The sequence below is a fragment of the Saccharopolyspora thermophila genome (genome assembly GCF_014646075.1).
Lineage (GTDB): Bacteria > Actinomycetota > Actinomycetes > Mycobacteriales > Pseudonocardiaceae > Saccharopolyspora > Saccharopolyspora thermophila.
The window spans coordinates 90,414-105,934 of record NZ_BMMT01000009.1 but is presented as its reverse complement, the minus strand read 5'-3'; the positions used below and the strand labels follow the sequence as shown (position 1 = coordinate 105,934).

12 protein-coding genes are annotated in these 15,521 nt (G+C 73.2%); 1 reads left to right on the top strand and 11 read right to left on the bottom strand.

Annotation, left to right across the window (positions count from 1 at the left end; genetic code table 11):
- Position 1 precedes the first annotated feature (1 nt).
- The gene (locus IEY17_RS14255; RefSeq protein ID WP_229680173.1) at positions 2 to 952 is read left to right on the top strand and encodes a threo-3-hydroxy-L-aspartate ammonia-lyase; all 951 of its coding nucleotides are present in this window, start codon (positions 2 to 4) and stop codon (positions 950 to 952) included.
- A 57-nt stretch (positions 953 to 1,009) separates the two neighbouring features.
- Here the strand turns inward: IEY17_RS14255 and IEY17_RS14250 are convergent, their stop codons facing one another.
- The 11 genes from IEY17_RS14250 to IEY17_RS14200 all read right to left on the bottom strand — a co-directional run bounded on the left by IEY17_RS14250 (position 1,010) and on the right by IEY17_RS14200 (position 15,449).
- Positions 1,010 to 2,395 carry an amidase gene (locus tag IEY17_RS14250; RefSeq protein ID WP_188987864.1) on the bottom strand — a complete coding sequence of 462 codons (1,386 nt, stop codon included), beginning with the start codon at positions 2,393 to 2,395 and terminating at the stop codon, positions 1,010 to 1,012.
- Positions 2,396 to 2,507: 112 nt separating this feature from the next.
- On the bottom strand, positions 2,508 to 3,704 hold the full coding sequence (locus IEY17_RS14245; RefSeq protein ID WP_188987863.1) for a type III PLP-dependent enzyme: 1,197 nt from the start codon (positions 3,702 to 3,704) through the stop codon (positions 2,508 to 2,510).
- Positions 3,697 to 4,461, bottom strand: a complete 765-nt coding sequence (locus IEY17_RS14240; protein WP_188987862.1) for an HpcH/HpaI aldolase family protein — start codon at positions 4,459 to 4,461, stop codon at positions 3,697 to 3,699. The genes IEY17_RS14245 and IEY17_RS14240 overlap by 8 nt, the downstream gene beginning before the upstream one ends.
- A complete protein-coding gene (locus IEY17_RS14235) occupies positions 4,461 to 6,218 on the bottom strand; it encodes an IucA/IucC family protein (RefSeq protein ID WP_188987861.1) in 1,758 nt (585 codons plus the stop codon). The genes IEY17_RS14240 and IEY17_RS14235 overlap by 1 nt, the downstream gene beginning before the upstream one ends.
- A gap of 71 nt (positions 6,219 to 6,289) precedes the next feature.
- Complete coding sequence (locus tag IEY17_RS14230) at positions 6,290 to 7,915, bottom strand: IucA/IucC family protein (RefSeq protein ID WP_188987860.1); 1,626 nt, start codon at positions 7,913 to 7,915, stop codon at positions 6,290 to 6,292.
- Positions 7,912 to 9,123 (bottom strand): MFS transporter, encoded by a 1,212-nt coding sequence (locus tag IEY17_RS14225; RefSeq protein ID WP_229680156.1) that lies wholly within the window; start codon positions 9,121 to 9,123, stop codon positions 7,912 to 7,914. Before IEY17_RS14225 ends, IEY17_RS14230 begins: the two co-directional genes overlap by 4 nt.
- Positions 9,123 to 10,850 (bottom strand): IucA/IucC family protein, encoded by a 1,728-nt coding sequence (locus IEY17_RS14220; protein ID WP_188988008.1) that lies wholly within the window; start codon positions 10,848 to 10,850, stop codon positions 9,123 to 9,125. The genes IEY17_RS14225 and IEY17_RS14220 overlap by 1 nt, the downstream gene beginning before the upstream one ends.
- A gap of 10 nt (positions 10,851 to 10,860) precedes the next feature.
- Positions 10,861 to 11,880: a 2,3-diaminopropionate biosynthesis protein SbnB gene (gene sbnB, locus IEY17_RS14215; protein ID WP_229680155.1), complete on the bottom strand. Its 1,020-nt coding sequence runs from the start codon at positions 11,878 to 11,880 to the stop codon at positions 10,861 to 10,863.
- A 12-nt stretch (positions 11,881 to 11,892) separates the two neighbouring features.
- Positions 11,893 to 12,882 (bottom strand): 2,3-diaminopropionate biosynthesis protein SbnA, encoded by a 990-nt coding sequence (gene sbnA, locus IEY17_RS14210; protein ID WP_188987859.1) that lies wholly within the window; start codon positions 12,880 to 12,882, stop codon positions 11,893 to 11,895.
- A 344-nt stretch (positions 12,883 to 13,226) separates the two neighbouring features.
- A complete protein-coding gene (locus IEY17_RS14205; protein ID WP_188987858.1) occupies positions 13,227 to 14,312 on the bottom strand; it encodes a VIT1/CCC1 transporter family protein in 1,086 nt (361 codons plus the stop codon).
- Positions 14,313 to 14,669: 357 nt separating this feature from the next.
- Positions 14,670 to 15,449, bottom strand: coding sequence for an enoyl-CoA hydratase-related protein (locus IEY17_RS14200; protein WP_188987857.1), 780 nt, complete (start codon positions 15,447 to 15,449; stop codon positions 14,670 to 14,672).
- Positions 15,450 to 15,521 lie beyond the last annotated feature (72 nt).

Genomic DNA, 15,521 nt, shown 5'->3' with positions numbered 1-15,521 from the left:
GATCGTGACCTTGGACGACGTGCGGGACGCGGCCAAGCGGCTGGACGGCGTCGCACACCGCACCCCGGTGCTCACCTCCACCACGCTCAACAACCTCGTCGGCGCCGAGGTCTTCCTCAAGTGCGAGAACTTCCAGCGCATGGGCGCCTTCAAGTTCCGCGGCGCCTACAACGCCATCTCCCGGCTCGGTGCGGAGCAGCTCGGTCGGGGCGTGGCCGCGTACTCCTCCGGCAACCACGCGCAGGCCGTCGCGCTGGCCTGCCGACTGCTGGGCGCCACCGCGGTGATCCTGATGCCCGAGGACGCCCCGGCCGCCAAGCTGGCCGCCACCCGCGGTTACGGCGCGGAGGTCGTCACCTACGACCGCTACAGCCAGGACCGCGTCGCGCTCGGTGAGCAGCTCGCCGCCGAACGAGGTCTGACGCTCATCCCGCCCTACGACCACCCGCACGTGATGGCCGGGCAGGGCACCGCCGCGCTGGAGCTGCTGGACGAGGTCGGTGCGCTGGACGCGCTCGTGACGCCGGTCGGCGGCGGCGGGCTGATCGCGGGGTGCGCCACGGTCGCCAAGGGGCTCGACCCGAACATCCGCGTCATCGGCGTCGAACCGGACACCGCGGACGACACCCGGCGCTCGTTCGCCGCCGGTGAGCGGGTGACGACCCCGGTGTCGCGGACCATCGCCGACGGCCTGGCCGTGCCCGCGCCGGGCGAGCTGACCTTCGAGGTCAACCGGCGCCTGGTCGACGAGGTCGTGCTGGTCACCGACGAGGAGATCCGCGCGGCGATGCGGCTGGTGTTCGAGCGGCTGAAGATCGTCATCGAGCCCAGCGCGGCGGTGGGTGTCGCCGCGCTGCTCACCGGGCGCATCAGCGCACCGCCCCGGGTGGGCGTGGTGATCTCCGGCGGGAACGTCGACCTCGCCCGCTTCACCGAGCTGCTCACCGCCTGACCAGGGGCCGTGCCCGGCGGGTCACCGATCCGCGCGCTCCGGTGGCTCCTGCTGACGTCACGGGGTGGGCCAGGGGCGTTGGGGGCCGCGCAGGCCCTCGTAGGCGCGCGCCAGGCGGAGGACACCGACGTCGTCGAAGCGGCGGCCCGCGATCTGCAGGCCGATCGGCAGGCCGTCCGGGGTCCAGCCGCAGTTGACCGAGACAGCCGGTTGCCCCGACATGTTGTACGGCAGCGTGAAGGCGATGTGCTCCAGCGGGCGCATCGGGTCGTCGGTGGGGTATGCCTGCTCGGCTGGGAAGGCCGGGATCGGCGCCACCGGGGACAGCACGTAGTCGAAGTCGCGGACCACGCGGTTGGCCGCCACCGAGATCGCGTCCATCTGGCTGAAGCCGTGGAAGATATCGGCCGCGGTGAAGTCGCGGGCGCTGGTGGCCCACTGCGCGATGCCCGGCAGCACCTTCGCGCGACGCTCCGGCGGCAACGCCGAGATGTCGGTGAAGGACCGGAATCGCCAGAACCGGTCCATGCCGTCGAGCATCTCGCGGCTCAGGAACGCATCGACCGGCTCCACGACGGCCCCGGCGGACTCCAGCAACTGCGCCGCGGCGGTGACCGCGGCCGTGACCACCGGCTCGACGGGCAGGCCGACCCGATGGTCCAGCAGCAGCGCGATCCGCAGGCCGCGCACCGGCCGATCGAGGTCGCCCCAGTCCAGGTCGGCCGGCGGCAGGCTGGTGTGGTCGCGGACGTCCGGCGCGGACAACACGGACGCCAACAGCGCGGCGTCAGCGACCGCGCGGGTCATCGGGCCAACGACCCGGCCCGGGTAGGGCGGGTCCACCGGGATGCGGCCGAAGCTGGGCTTGAGGCCGACCACCCCGCACCACCCGGCGGGCAACCGGATCGACCCGCCGATGTCGGTGCCCACGTGCAGCGGCCCGTACCCGGCGGCGGCCGCGGCGCCCGCCCCGGCGCTGGAGCCGCCCGGGGTGCGGGTGAGGTCCCACGGGTTGCGGGAGAGGTGGTGGAAGCTCGACGCGCCGGAGGACAGCATCCCGTAGTCGGGCATCGTGGTCTTGGCGAACAGCACCGCGCCGCTCTCCCGCAGCCGCGCGGCGGCGGGCGCGTCCTCCCGGGCCGGAATCAGTTCGGTGGCCGCCGTGCCCAGTGGCACCGGGGTACCCCGGGTGGCGATGTTCTCCTTGAGGGTGACCGGGATGCCGTCGAGCGGCCCGGCCGGTTCCCCGCGCCGCCATCGCTGCTCGGACTCGCGGGCCGCCGCCCGTGCGCCGTCCGGGTCGAGCGCGTAGAGCGCGCACACCTTCGGCTCGACCCGCGCCACGCGCGCCAGCACGGATTCGACGGCCTCGACCGGCGACGCCTCACCTGCCCGGTACGCTGCCACCAGCTCCACCGCCGGGAGATCAGCCAGCTCCGCCATGCGTGTTCTCCTCGCTCTCAGTCGGTCCCGAGTCTCGACCAGACGGCACCGCGAGGAAAGTTGTCAACCTGTCCGCAACCGGCGGCAGACGGTGTGCAGGGCGTCCGTTGCCTCACGCACTGTCGCCGTAGTAGACGTGCTCCGGATGGGGATGGCTGAGAAAGTCGTGGTGCGAGATCTCCCAGCCGTAGGCCCCGGCGTGGCTGAACACCAGCACGTCACCGGCCCGCACCCGGGACACCGGCGCCTCCCGCGCCAGGACGTCCTTGGGCGTGCACAGCTCCCCGACCACGGTCACCGCCGCGTCCCGCAGTTCCGGGCGCGGCGCGCTCGACGGCCAGTCCTCCACCGGCACGACGGTGAAGGGGTGGCTGTGCTGCCACGACACCGGGAGCCGGAAGTGGTGGGTCCCGCCGCGCACGAGCACGAAGTCCACACCGTGGTTGCGCTTGATGTCGAGGACCTCCACCACGTAGCGGCCGCAGTCGGCGACCAGGTAGCGGCCGCACTCGAAGTCGATCTCGCGGCAGTGCTCGGGGAAGGCGTCGACGACCGCGGGCAGGCCGCGGGCGAAGTGCGCCCAGTCGAACTGCTCGTCCAGGTCGGCGTAGTTCACGCCGATGCCGCCCCCTGCGTTGAGGACCTCCACCTCCAGCCGGAACTCGCGCTCCCACTGCCGCACGGTGCGCCGGTAGAAGTCCAGCAGCTCCAGGTGGGCAGGTGCGGACAGGTTGTTTGACAGCGAGTGCAGATGAAACCCGGCCAGGCGGATCCCGGGCAGACGGCGGGCGGTGTCGACCGCCTCGGGCAGGAGCTCCTCGGCGATGCCGAACTGGGTGGGGCGCCCGGCCATCGCCAGCGTCGCGGTCGGGAACGGACCGGCGAGGTTGACCCGCAGCAGCACCTCGGCGATGCGGCCGAGCCGGGTGGCGACCTCGGAGATGCGGTGTAGTTCCAGCACGCTCTCCGCGTGCAGGCGGGTGACGTCCTGCCGCAGCGCCTGCTCGATCTCCGCGGGCGTCTTGGCTGGTCCGCCGAAGATCACCGGGATCTGGCCGCCCACCGCCCGCGCCTTGGCCAGCTCCCCGCCGGAGGCGACCTCGAACCCGGCGACCAGCGGCGCCAGGGCTCGCAGCAGCCGCTCGCCGCTGTTGGCCTTCATCGCGTAGAACATCCGGCAGCGCGGCGGCAGCGACGCGACCACGGTGCGGACGTGCTCGGTGAGCCGGTCCAGGTCGTAGGCGAACAGGCAGACCGGTTGGGCACCACCGACGCGGTCCTGCACGAGTTTGCTCAGCTTCTCATCCACGGTGGTCCTCCAGGTGGGCGCGCAGCGCGCGGGCGGCCAGTCCGCGTTCCTCGCCGAGCACGAACGCACGGACCCCTTCGGCCCGCCAGCGCTCGTGGTCGTCGCGGGTGCGCGGGATCGCGCAGAACGGCACCGAGCGGCGGGCGCATTCGGCGTGGACCCGGCGCAGGGCGTCCCGCACCGTGGGGTGCCGGGTCTGCCACGGCACGCCGTAGGACTGTGACAGGTCGGCCGCACCCTCCAGCACCAGGTCCACTCCACCGCCGGCGAGGATGGCGGGCAGCTCGTCCACGCCCTCGGCGTCCTCGATCATCGCGACGAGCATGATCTCCTCGTTGGCGCGGCGGATGTACTCGGTGAGCTCGATGCGGCCGAAGCCGGGCACCCGCCCGCCGTTGAGGCTGCGCATGCCCTCCGGGGCGTAGCGGGCCGCCCGGATCGCGGCGTCCACATCGGACCGGTTGCGGACGTGCGGCACGACGATGCCCATCGCCCCCGCGTCCAGGGCACGCAGGATCGCATTCGCGTCGCCCTCGGGGACCCGCACGAAGGGCACCAGGTCGACGGCCTCGGCGGCGCGGATCAGGTTCTCCAGCTGCTGCGGGTCGACAAGCGCGTGCTCGGTGTCGAGGATGACGAAGTCGTAACCGGCGCAGCCGATCATCTCCACCAGCGTCGGCGCGGGGATCGAGCAGAACAGCCCGTAGACCTCGCCGCCGTCGGCCAGGGCGTCGCGCACGGCGTTGCGGCGCAGCATCAGTCCACCTCCGCAAGCGGGTTCGGCACGGTGTGCAGGCGTAGTTCGGTGTCCGGCAGCAGGCGGCGGGTGGTCAGCTTCTCCACCTCCACGGTCGGGGTGAACACGTCGAACAGCGCGAACCGCGCCGCCAGCTCCGGGAACCGCGCCTGGTAGGCGCGGAGCTCCTCGCGCACCAGCCGCCAGAAGTCCCGCTCCGCCAGGTCGTAGTGGTCGGCGAGGAAGATGCCGAGCTCGCCGAGGTTGACGAACAGGAACGCGTCCAGCAGGAAGTCGGTGACCAGCCCCAGGTCGTCGGTCTCGACGAACGAGTTGCGGTTCTGGTGGTGCGCGGGCGTTCCCGCCAGCCGCGGGCAGCGCTGTGGTGCGGCGAGGTGGCGGCGGCTGAACCGCACGCCGTCGTGGAAGTCCTTCAACGCCACCCTGGTCGGCACCCCGTCGCGGTGCACCAGCAGCGCGTTCTGCGCGTGCGTCTCCAACGCCACCCCGTGGCGGCACAGCAGGTGCACCAGCGGCACCGCGCTGACCCGCGCCACCCGCCGGACCCACTCAGCGGCACCCATCTCGCGCACCCACGGGTCGATCAGCGGGGTGCCGTCGACCTGGCAGGCGGTCAGGCCGGTGAACGGCACGGCACGCTCCCCGGGTTCGAGGTACCGGTGCAGGCTTTCCCGCCAGATGCAGGCCAAGGCACCGTAGGTGTCCTCCTGCAGCAGCCCGCCGGGCGGGTTCACCGCGATGCCGAGCTGTTCGCGCAGCACGATCGGGCGCACCTCGTCACGGAGGAACGCGTCCTCGGCGACCAGACCGTGCAGCCAGTCGCTGATCAGCGGTGCGTTGTGCACGGTGTGTGCGGCGAGGCCCCGGCTGGTGGAGGTGTTCACGATCGACATCGACAGCTTCAGGTACGGCCGGTGCGGGTCGTCCTGGCAGGCCAGGGTGCGGATGGACTGCTGGGCGAGGAAGGAGTGCGGGTCCTCCCCCAGCACGATCAGCTGTCGACGCCGCAGCTGGTCGGCGAAGGCCCGGGCGATCCGCTGCCGCCACTGCCACGGGTGCACCGGCACCAGGGCGTAGTCCTGCGGGTCGGCCCCGGCCTGCTCGACGCGCCGGCGGAAATCCTGCGCGGCTTCGCCGAGCTGGTCGTCCACGTAGCTGCCGGCGACGGTCGCGGACGCGGTCACCTCGGTGATGTCGCGGTGCGCGGCCAACCAGACCGGGCGAACCGGGCGGGCGAACTCCGGGCCGTAGGCGAGGTTGTCGGCGGCGTCGAAGCCCAGCCGTGACTTGTAGGTCGGGTGGTAGCGGTGGCCGTCGGTGATGGCCGACTCCAGCACGTCGTGGTCCGCTGTGGACAGATCCACCGCCAGCTCGCGGCGGACGTGTTCGGACAGCGCGTCCTTGAACAGGGTTTCCTCCAGCTCCCGGGCAAAGCCGGGCAGCAGGGCCGGATCGGCGTCCAGCGATCCGCGCACCTCGGCGAGGAAGTCGGTGACCGACTCCGCCTGCACGCCGTCGCGCAGCACGTCCGAGACGACGCTGACTCGCCCGAAGCCGAAGCGGCGCACCGCGCGGAAGCTGTAGCGGACGGGTGCGCCGGCGGCGTCCACGCCGTCGACGACGTACTGCTCGCCGTCCTGCCGGGTCTTCAGCGCGCCCTCGTACACCAGGGAGGACACCAGCTGCCGGAACACCCGGCGCCGCACGGTGTGCCACCCCGGCGCGGTGAGCGCGGCGGGCACGAGGTCCAGGGTCATCGGCACTCCTCGGTTGTGGGCGGGAGACCCGCACGCGGTCGGCCCCGATGAGCAGGCGTCAACAGCGTTGTTCATCGGGTCTCCACGAGCGGGTTGCGGACGTCGACGTAGAGGGGACGCTCGCCGCGCTCGGCGAAGCGGCTAAGCAGGTTCGCCTTCGCCGGCAGCGTCGGCGAGGCCAGCAGTTCGGCGGCGTAGCGGCCGGGGCAGGTGCGCAGGAACTCGCCGACCACCGCCCACAGTCGCCGTTCCCCGATCCCGGTGTAGCGGCCCAGGACGTGCACCAGGTGGCCCACGTGGTTGGTCAGCACGTGGTAGCGCAGCCGCATCCAGGACTCGGCGTCGCTGTAGAGCAGCGGGCTGTTGTCGTCGAGCGCGCCGACCTCGGCCCGCTCGCGGCTGACGCTCGTGCCCTCCATGTCCCGGACGTAGAACCGGACCGGCCAGCCGCCTTCGGTGTGTAGCAGGGAGTTCTGCACGTGCGCCTCGAAGCTGATGCCGTCCTCGGTGAAGACCGCCAGCAGCGGGCCGAGGGAGATCCGCAGGTAGCGCCGCAACCACTCGGCGACGTGGTCGAACGACAGCGGGCCCGCCTCGGCCACCAGGTCCAGTAGTGCCGGGGCGCGGCCGTCCAGGCGGTCCTCCAGCAGCGCGGCCAGCACCCGCGGGGCCGTGCCGGGGCCGGGGTTGCGGCGGAACAGCACGGACAGGTCCGCGGCCAGGTCCCCGACGACCGCCGGATCGATGGTGCGGTACCCGGTTTCCAGCAGCACCTCGAACCCGTCGTGCCGCCATCGCCGCGCGGCGGCGGCCACCACCCGGCTGGCGTCGGCAGCCCGGCGCACGTGCTCCACCGGGTTGTTCCGGACGAAGTTGGTGATCCGCACGTGCAGCGGCAGCTTCCAGCTCGTCTCGAAGCCGGGGTCGCACGTGGTGCGCACCGAGGACGTCGCGTACACCTGCGCGCCCACCGGCCCCAGCGGCACCGCCTGGCCGCGTTCCACGAGGTCGGCGAACGCCGGCTTGCGGGCCAGGTAGCCGGCCTGCCACGGGTGCATTGGCAGCAGGAGGTGGTCGTGCTGGTCGGTGCGCAGCTCAATGCGTGCCTTCTCCTCGACTTCGGCGGGGATCCACGCCCCGTCGGCGACGCGCTCCTGCAGCACGATCTCCGGCGCGACGGCCAGGTAGTGCAGTTGGAAGGCGGCGCCGAGTTCCGGCGCGTAGCGGGCCAGTTCGTGGTCGGCGAAGCCCTCGGCGCTCTTGGGCGTCGGGTGGAAGGGGTGGCCCAGCAGCAACGACTGCTCGGCGCAGCGGGTGATCTCGTGTGGCCGCGTCGGCCGCGCCGCGCGCCGGTGGCCGAGGTAACGTGCGGACCGCGCCACGCTGTTGGCCACCTGGTCGCAGAACGCCTCCTTGGCGCCGCCGCCTCGGGCGGCGAGCTCGTCGGCCACCAGGGCCACGAACTCCTCGTGCCCGACGGGTCGGCGGCCGCGCGGGCCCTCGCGGTACAGCTGCTCGCCATAGGCGTGGTGGCCGAAGTCGGAGTGGTACACCACCGCGACCACCAGCGATTCCCCGATGCTCGGCAGCGGGATGCGCGCCCAGCCGCCGGACACCGCGAGCTGTCCGCCGGTCTCCCGCACCAGCGCGTTCAGCAGCCGCTGCCGTGCGGCGGCGCGGGCCAGAACTTCGTTCACCGCAACACCTTCTCGCTCGTCGCTGGCAGTTCGACGGGTTCCGCGCCGCGGCGGTGGCTGACCGCGGCCAGCATCGCGGCCCCGCCCAGCAGCGCGCCGATCAACCCGAACACGGCGGTCGGCGGCAGCAGTACCGCCGCGGCCGCGCCCAGCAACGGCCCCACCACCTGCCCGAGGTCGAGCAGGCCGGTGGTGAATCCGAAAGCCGTGCCGCAGCCCTGGGTGGGTACCCGGCGCGCCGTCACGTGCAGCACCGACTGCACCAGCGCGGCGAAGCAGAAGCCCTGCACGGCGCGCAGCGGCAACAGCAGTTCCACCGGGACCATCGCCTGCGCGGCCACCGCGAGCCCGCATCCGGTGGCGGCCACGGCGAACCCGCGCTGCGCGGGTCGGACGTCGTTGCGGCGCCCCCACCACGGACTGCCCGCCCACGACGCCGCCCAGGTCACCGCCTGCAGCACGCCGACCCACGTGGTCGCGGCCGCCACCGAACCGGTGATCCGGTCAACCTGCGGCGCGAAGACCACCACCAGGGCGTAGATGGCGGCCTGCGCGGCCAGCCCGGCCAGCAGCATCGCGCGGGTCTCGCCGGTGCGCAACAGCGCCGCGGCCACCTCGCGGACCGGTTGCCGGTGTGGCGCACGGCCGGAGGGTTCGACCAGCAGCACCGCCGCGAGCGCGCTGGACACCACGAGCAGGCCGGCGACCGCGAGGAACAGCGGGGGGAAGCCGAGCCGCCCGGCGAGCAGCCCGCCGACGAGCGGGCCGAGCAGCGAACCGGCGGCGGTGGCCCCGAACAGGCTGCCGAGCGCGCGGCCCCGCCGGTCGGCCCGCACCGCGGAATTCGCGTACGCAACGGTGGCGCTGACCACGCCACCGCAGGCACCCTGCAGCAGGCGGCAGGCGAGGAACTCGCCGGGCGTGCCGGCCACCGCCATCAGGGCGATCGCGATGCCGAGGCCGAGGTGCGCCCGCACGACCATCGCCTTGCGGCCGTAGCGGTCGCCGATGAGTCCCCACAGTGGGCCGGTGACCAGTTGGGCCACCGCCGGGGTGGCCAGCGAAACACCGGTCCACCACGGGATTTCCGCGGCCGGGGTGCCCAGCTGCGCGAGGTAGAACGGCAGCAGCGGCACCACGATGGTCAGCCCCGCGGTCGCCGCGAACTGGCCGAGGCACAGCACGGCGAAGGTCCGTCCCCGCCGCATCAGCGCACCGCCCGCAACGGGTTGGGCACCGAACCGGTTCCGGCGGGCATGCTCACGCCGCTGGAGCGGCCCTGGCGCAGCAGCGGACCGAGCACCGACCGGCTCGGCCAGGTCTCGGCGTCGAGCAGCTGGGCGCGCAGCACGGACCTCACCGCCGAGGGCGGGTCGAGCCGCTTCAGGCAGTCGACCACGGCCGCGCGCAGTTCCGTCCACAACGCCTCCTCGGCCAGCCCGAAGTGGCGGCACAGCGCGTCGGCGATCCCGTAGAGGTTGACCTGGAAACCCAGCGTCTGTAGGTAGCCGACCAGCGCTTCCGCCGAGTCCAGCCGCAACGACTGCGGCGCGCCCGGCCTGATCGCGTACTCCGGGTCCGGGGTGCCCGCCGCCGCCATCCACTCCGGGTACAGCCGCAGCGTGTCGTGGTCGCGCAGGACGAACCGGTCCACCCGGCCGCCGCGCAGCACGACGACCACGTTCTGCCCGTGCAGCTCCGGCAGCACGCCCCAGCGCAGGAACCCGAAGCCCAGCTCGCAGAACGCGCCCGCCAGGTCGCGGAAGAACCCGACCGGGTCCGGCACCAGCGGCGCGAGCACGTGCCACTCGTGCGCGGCGAACGCGGCCATCGGCAGCACCAGCCCGTCCAGCGCGGGGTACCGGCGGACCTGCGCGGCCAGCTGCCCGGGCCGGTCGCCGAACTCGTCGTCCGGATCGTGCCAGCCGCACCAGGTCCGCTCGTCGCACAGCGCAACCCGGTGTGCCAGCAGCGGATCGCGCTCCAGCAGCTCCCGCATGCACGCCTGCGCCCGTTCGGCGTTGGCCAGGTAGCGCGGCGGCAGCAGCCGGGCGGCACCCAGCGTGGCGACACCGAGCGGCAGCTTGACGTGGCGCGCGGACTCCGGGGACGTGGTCAGCGTGCGGACCGACGCCGTGGGGTGGAACCGGCCCAGGCCGCGCACCAGCGGCACCACCACGCCGAGCGCCAGTTCCTCGGCGAACTCGGTGGGCAGCACGTGGTCGAACTGCCACGGGTGCACCGGGACCGGCACCAGGTCCGCCGAATCCGCGTTGCCCAGCAGGTCGTCGAGCAGCTGCCGCTGCCTGTGGTCCAGCACCAGGTCGGGGATGCGGTGCGAGTCCGGGTCGCTGCCGTGGCGGAGCCGTTCGGGCCGCACCCCCACCCAGTCCAGGCCAAGCGGTGCGGCGCGCATCGGGCCGTGGCGCGCGACGTCGGTGGCGGTCCAGCCGGACGCCGCCCGCGCCGTCGGGTGAAACGGCCGGTTGCGGGTGGCCGCCAACCGCTCACCCGCCAGCAGCTGCCCGGGCCGCGGGGCGAGGTCGAGCTCCGCCCGCTGCGCCAGCAGCGTGGCGGCGTGCTCGACCGACGCCCGCAGGTCCTCGGCCACCGCAGCCGCACCCGGGAACCCGCCGCCGACCAGCCGGAGCAGTTCCTCGGGCGGGATCTGTCGGGGTGCGGCACCGTCACCGCCGCGCCAGACGGCGCCCCCGGCGAACCGGTGGCGCTGCAGCGCGCCGCCGGGGCGGACCCGGCAGGCCACCCACCCGGTGTCCAGCTTCACCCGGCACCAGGACTCGCCGTCGCGCAGGGGTTCACCGGCCAGCTCGGCGGGGCAGTCCGTTTCGGCCCGCGCGCCGAACCCGGCCACGTCCTCCTGCAACAGCGCGTCGACGAGGTCCCGCAGGACCAGTTCGGTCGCGTCCTCGCGCATCGTCACCCGCTCAGTACAGGTCCAGCCAGGTGCCCACGCCCTGGCTCCGGGCCCGCTCGTAGACCGCGCCCGCGCAGGCGATGTCCTCCACCGCCATGCCCATCGGGTTGAGCAGGATGATCTCGTCGTCGTTCTCGCGGCCGGGCCGGGTCCCGGCCAGCACCTCGCCCAGCTCGGCGTGCAGCTGCTCGCGGGAGAACGCGCCCTCCAGCACCAGCTGGTTGATGATCTTCTTCTCCCGGTTGCTCTGCTCCCAGTCGTCGACCACGACCTTGTCCGCGCCGAGGAACACGTCCTTGTGCACGTCCATGATGGACACGTTGCACACCAGCGCGCCGCGCTTGATCCAGGCCAGCGGGATGTAGGGCTCGCTGGTCACGGTGCACGGCACGACGAGGTCACCGGCGCGCACCGCGTCCTCGGCACTGTCGGCGACCCGTGCCTTGACCGCCGGATGTTCCCGGGTGATCCGCTCGGCCAGCGCGTGCGCGGCTTCCGGCCGCTGGTCGTAGAGGTGCGCCACCTCGATGTGCCCGAACTGCTGCAGCAGGGCCTCGACCTGCGTCCGGCCGATCAGCCCGCAGCCGACCAGCGCGACGTCGGTGAAGCCCTGGCGCGCCAGGTGCCGGGCGGCCAGGCAGGTCACCCCGGCGGTGCGCCAGGCGCTGATCAGGCTGCCCTCCAGGACCGCCACCGGGTAGTTGCTGGACGGGTCGTTGAGCACGATCAGCGCGCTGGCGCGCTCCAGGCCGCGGCGCGTGGGGTTGTCGTGCTTGCTGCCGATCCACTTGATCCCGGACAGCCCGGGCTCGCCGACGTGCGCGGGCATCGCGATGATGCGGTCGGCGATGTGCCCGCCCTCACCGGCGGCGCGCAGGTAGGGCTTGAGTGGCTGCACGGTCCTGCCCTCGGCGTGCGCGATCAGGCCGTCGCGCAGCGCCTGCACGTACAGCTCGGAATGAGCGCCGCCGACCGCGGCGATGTCGCCGCGGCTGAGGTACAGCAGCTTCGGGGAGTGCTCAGTGGACACCAGATCTCCTTGTCATCGGGCGGCGCGCCGCTGGCGGGCGGCGGCGAGCCAGTCGTCGTCGTAGACGAGGTCGAGGTAGCGGTCGCCGCGGTCGGGGAACACGGCCACCACGCGGCACGGTCGGGGCAGTCCGGGCAGCGCCCGGCGGACGGCGGCAACGACGGCGCCGGTGGAGCCGCCGGCGAGGATGCCCTCCGCGGCCAGCAGGTCCCGGCAGCCCTCGGCGGCCTCGACGTCGTCGACGTAGAGCACGTCGTCGATCTCGGCGGCCCGCAGCAGTTCGGGCACCCGGCTGGCCCCGATACCGGGGATCTCCCGCGGCCCGGCGGGCGCGCCGAAGATCACCGAGCCGACCGCGTCGACCGCGACGACCCGCAGGTCCGGGAAGGTCTCCCGCAACCGGCGGGCGCAGCCCAGCAGGCTGCCGGTGGTGCTCACCGCGCCGAACAGGTAGGCCGGGGGCCGGACGAGCTGCGCCGCCAGTTCGGCGCCGGTGCCGTGGTAGTGGGCCTGCCAGTTCCGGTCGTTGGCGTACTGGTTGATCCAGACCGCGCCGGGGTCGGCGGCCACGATCTCCCGCACCCGGCGGATGCGGCTGTGCAGGTAGCCACCGAAGGCGTCGGGTTCGGTCACCACCTCGATCGAAGCGCCCAGTTGCCGCAGGATCGCGACGTTGGACGCGGCGGTCTTGGGGTCGAGCACGCAGGTGAACCGCAGCCCGTGGATGCGGGCGGCGATGGCCAGGGCGATGCCGAAGTTGCCGGAGCTGCTCTCCACGAGGTGACTGCCGGGCCGGATGGTGCCCTCCTGCAGTCCGCATTCGACGATGTAGCGGGCGGAGCGGTCCTTCATGCTGCCGCCGGGGTTCATCAGTTCCAGCTTGGCGAGCACCTCGACGTCGGGGTCGGGGAACAGCCGGTTCAGCGCGACCACGGGGGTGTTCCCGACGCACTGGAAAACCGACTCGGCGATGGATTCGGTCACGGTGTCGGCGACGGCCACGTTTCTCCTCAGCTCGGCGACCGGAACGGGCGGGGCAACGGCACGGAACGCTAGCAAAGGTAAGGCTAACTTAATAGAAGAGATCGAGGAGAGGACGATCACACCCTCGTGGCGAAGTTGCCCCGAACAGTGCAGCGGCGCCTGGTGGGCACGGGCCAGGACGACCGTCCCCATGTCGGCAGCCGACAGGGAGCACGGAGCAACCCCGCTGGGCCGATCGCCCTACTGTCCACAGTGCACAGCCGAACCGCTCCGGCGCGAATTCCGCGCACTCCGGCGCGATGCGGCTGCGGGTACGGCGCGGTTGACGACGCGGTGCGCATGCGGCGTTACCCGCGGTTCGGCTAACCGACGGTCGCGCCGAAGACCAGGCCGAGCGCGTAGGTCACGGCCGCGGCCCCCACCCCGATGGCCAGTTGGCGCAGGGCGCGGGGCAGCGGTGCGGCACCCGACAACACGCCCACGGTCGCGCCGGTGACCATGAGCGCGAGGCTGACGAGCCCGACCGCGATCACCACGGCGGGCCACCCGGTGAGGCCGACGGCGAACGGCAGCACCGGGATCAGCGCGCCCGAGCCGAAGAACACGAAGCTGGACAGCGCCGCCTTCGCCCCGGTGCCGACGACCTCGTGCTCGTCGGCGGCTGGTTCGCCGCGCGGCACCGGCGGTTTCGGGTCCCGCAGCAGGGCGTCGGCGCGGCGCTGCGCCTCCTGCCCGGACATGCCGCGGGCGCGGTAGACCAGGGCGAGTTCGTTGGCGTCGACGTCGAGGTAGGGCACCACGGCGCGGGTTTCCGGGTTCGGCCGGGCGGCCGCCAGCAGCTCGCGCTGCGACCGCACCGAGATGTACTCCCCCGCCCCCATCGACAGCGCCCCGGCCAGCAGCCCGGCCAGCCCGGTCAGCAGCACCGTCATGGCGGGCACGTTGCCGCCGACGACGCCGAGCACCAGCGCCAGGTTGCTGACCAGGCCGTCGTTGGCGCCGAACACCGCCGCCCGGAAGGTGCCCGACACGCGCGCCCGGCCGCGCGCGGCGAGTGCGCGCACGACCTCCTCATGGATCCGCTCGTCGGCGGCCATCGCCGGAGACGCGTCGCGGTCGAAGCGGTACGGCGATCGGCTCTCCGCCCGCTGCGCCAGCGCCAGCACGAACACCGACCCGAACCGGCGGGCCAGCAACACCAGCAACCGCATCCGGACGCGGCCGCGGCGAACCGGTCCGACCTTGTCGCCGAGCATGTCCGCCCAGTGGGCGGCGTGCCGCTCCTCCGCCTCGGCCAGGCCCAGCAGGATCTCCCGCTCCTCACCGTCACGGCGAGCGGCCAGTTCCCGGTAGACCGCGGCTTCCTCGCGTTCGTGCGCGAGCCACCGGCGCCACCGGCGCAGCGTGCGCGCGTCCACGCGGCCCGGGGGCTCTCCCTGCTCCGCCACGCGCCCAGCCTCGCAGCGGCCCGCGCCAGCCACCACTCAAACGCCCGTCCCGCGCCACGGCTGGTGGTTGTGCACCGACGGCGCCCAGCAGGCCACGCACAACGCCGAGCACGCGGTGCCGTACGACGGCGTCGTCGGCGGGGTCAGCCGAGAGCCAGCAGGCGGCGGACGCGACGCGGCAGGCGCGGCAGCCACCCACCGTCAAGCCAACGCCGTGAGCCCCGACGGCGCCTCTCCCGAGCTGAAGCGAACACCGGCACCACAACCTCATCGAACAGCAGCGCCTCACCGTATGCGCCGTATGCGCAGGTCATCGTGCCGCCACCTGCGGTGATCGCCCAGAGGCCAAAGTCACGCTCAGCCGCCGAAGGCGGGGGCGCGCTTCTCCAGGAACGCCCGCATGCGCTCCTTCGCGTCGGCGGTCTGCGAGGTCGCGGCCATCACCTCGGTGGCGATCGCGTATGCGTCGGCCTCCGGGCGGTCCAGCTGGGCGTAGATGGTCTGCTTGCCCACCGCCTTGGCGTCGCGGCTGCCGCGGGTGGCGCGGGCCAGCAGGTCGTCCACCGCGGCGTCGAGCTCGGCGTCCGGCACCACCCGGTTGACCAGGCCCCACCGCTCCGCGGTCGCGGCGTCGACCACGTCCCCGGTCAGCGCCATCTCCATCAGCCGTTTGCGGCCGATCGACCGGGCCACCGGCACCGCCGGGGTGTGGCAGAACCAGCCGCCCTTCCCGCCGGGCAGCGCGAACCCGGCCGACTCCGCGGCGACCGCCAGGTCGCAGGTGGCCACCAGCTGACAGCCGGCCGCCACCGCGAGCCCGTGCACCCGCGCGACCACCACCTGCGGCACGGCGTGGATGGTGCGCATCAGCGACTCGCACAGCCGCAGCAGCTCCCGCATCCCGGCCAGGTCGCGGTCGGCCATGTCGCCGAAGTCGTGGCCGGAGCTGAACACCGGGCCCGCTCCGGCGAGCACGATCCCGGTTGCCTTGCCCTCACCGGCCTCCTCGAAGGCGCGGCGCAGCTCCGCGAGGTGGTCCGCGGACAGCGAGTTCCGCCGGTTGGGGCGGTTCATCGTGATCCGGACGGTCGGGCCGTCCTGCTCGATCAGCACGTGCTGAAACTGCTGGCTGCTCATCGTCGCTCCACTGGGCTCGACTGGCACTGGGCTCGCTTGGGCACTGGGCTCGACTGTCCGTCGTCCTGAGCC

Coding starts and splice junctions, on each gene's coding strand:
- IEY17_RS14250 (WP_188987864.1), bottom strand. CDS start 2,395: ATGGCGGAGCTGGCTGATCTCCCGGCGGTGGAGCTGGTGGCAGCGTAC.
- IEY17_RS14240 (WP_188987862.1), bottom strand. CDS start 4,461: ATGCTGCGCCGCAACGCCGTGCGCGACGCCCTGGCCGACGGCGGCGAG.
- IEY17_RS14235 (WP_188987861.1), bottom strand. CDS start 6,218: ATGACCCTGGACCTCGTGCCCGCCGCGCTCACCGCGCCGGGGTGGCAC.
- IEY17_RS14225 (WP_229680156.1), bottom strand. CDS start 9,123: ATGCGGCGGGGACGGACCTTCGCCGTGCTGTGCCTCGGCCAGTTCGCG.
- IEY17_RS14220 (WP_188988008.1), bottom strand. CDS start 10,850: ATGCGCGAGGACGCGACCGAACTGGTCCTGCGGGACCTCGTCGACGCG.
- IEY17_RS14200 (WP_188987857.1), bottom strand. CDS start 15,449: ATGAGCAGCCAGCAGTTTCAGCACGTGCTGATCGAGCAGGACGGCCCG.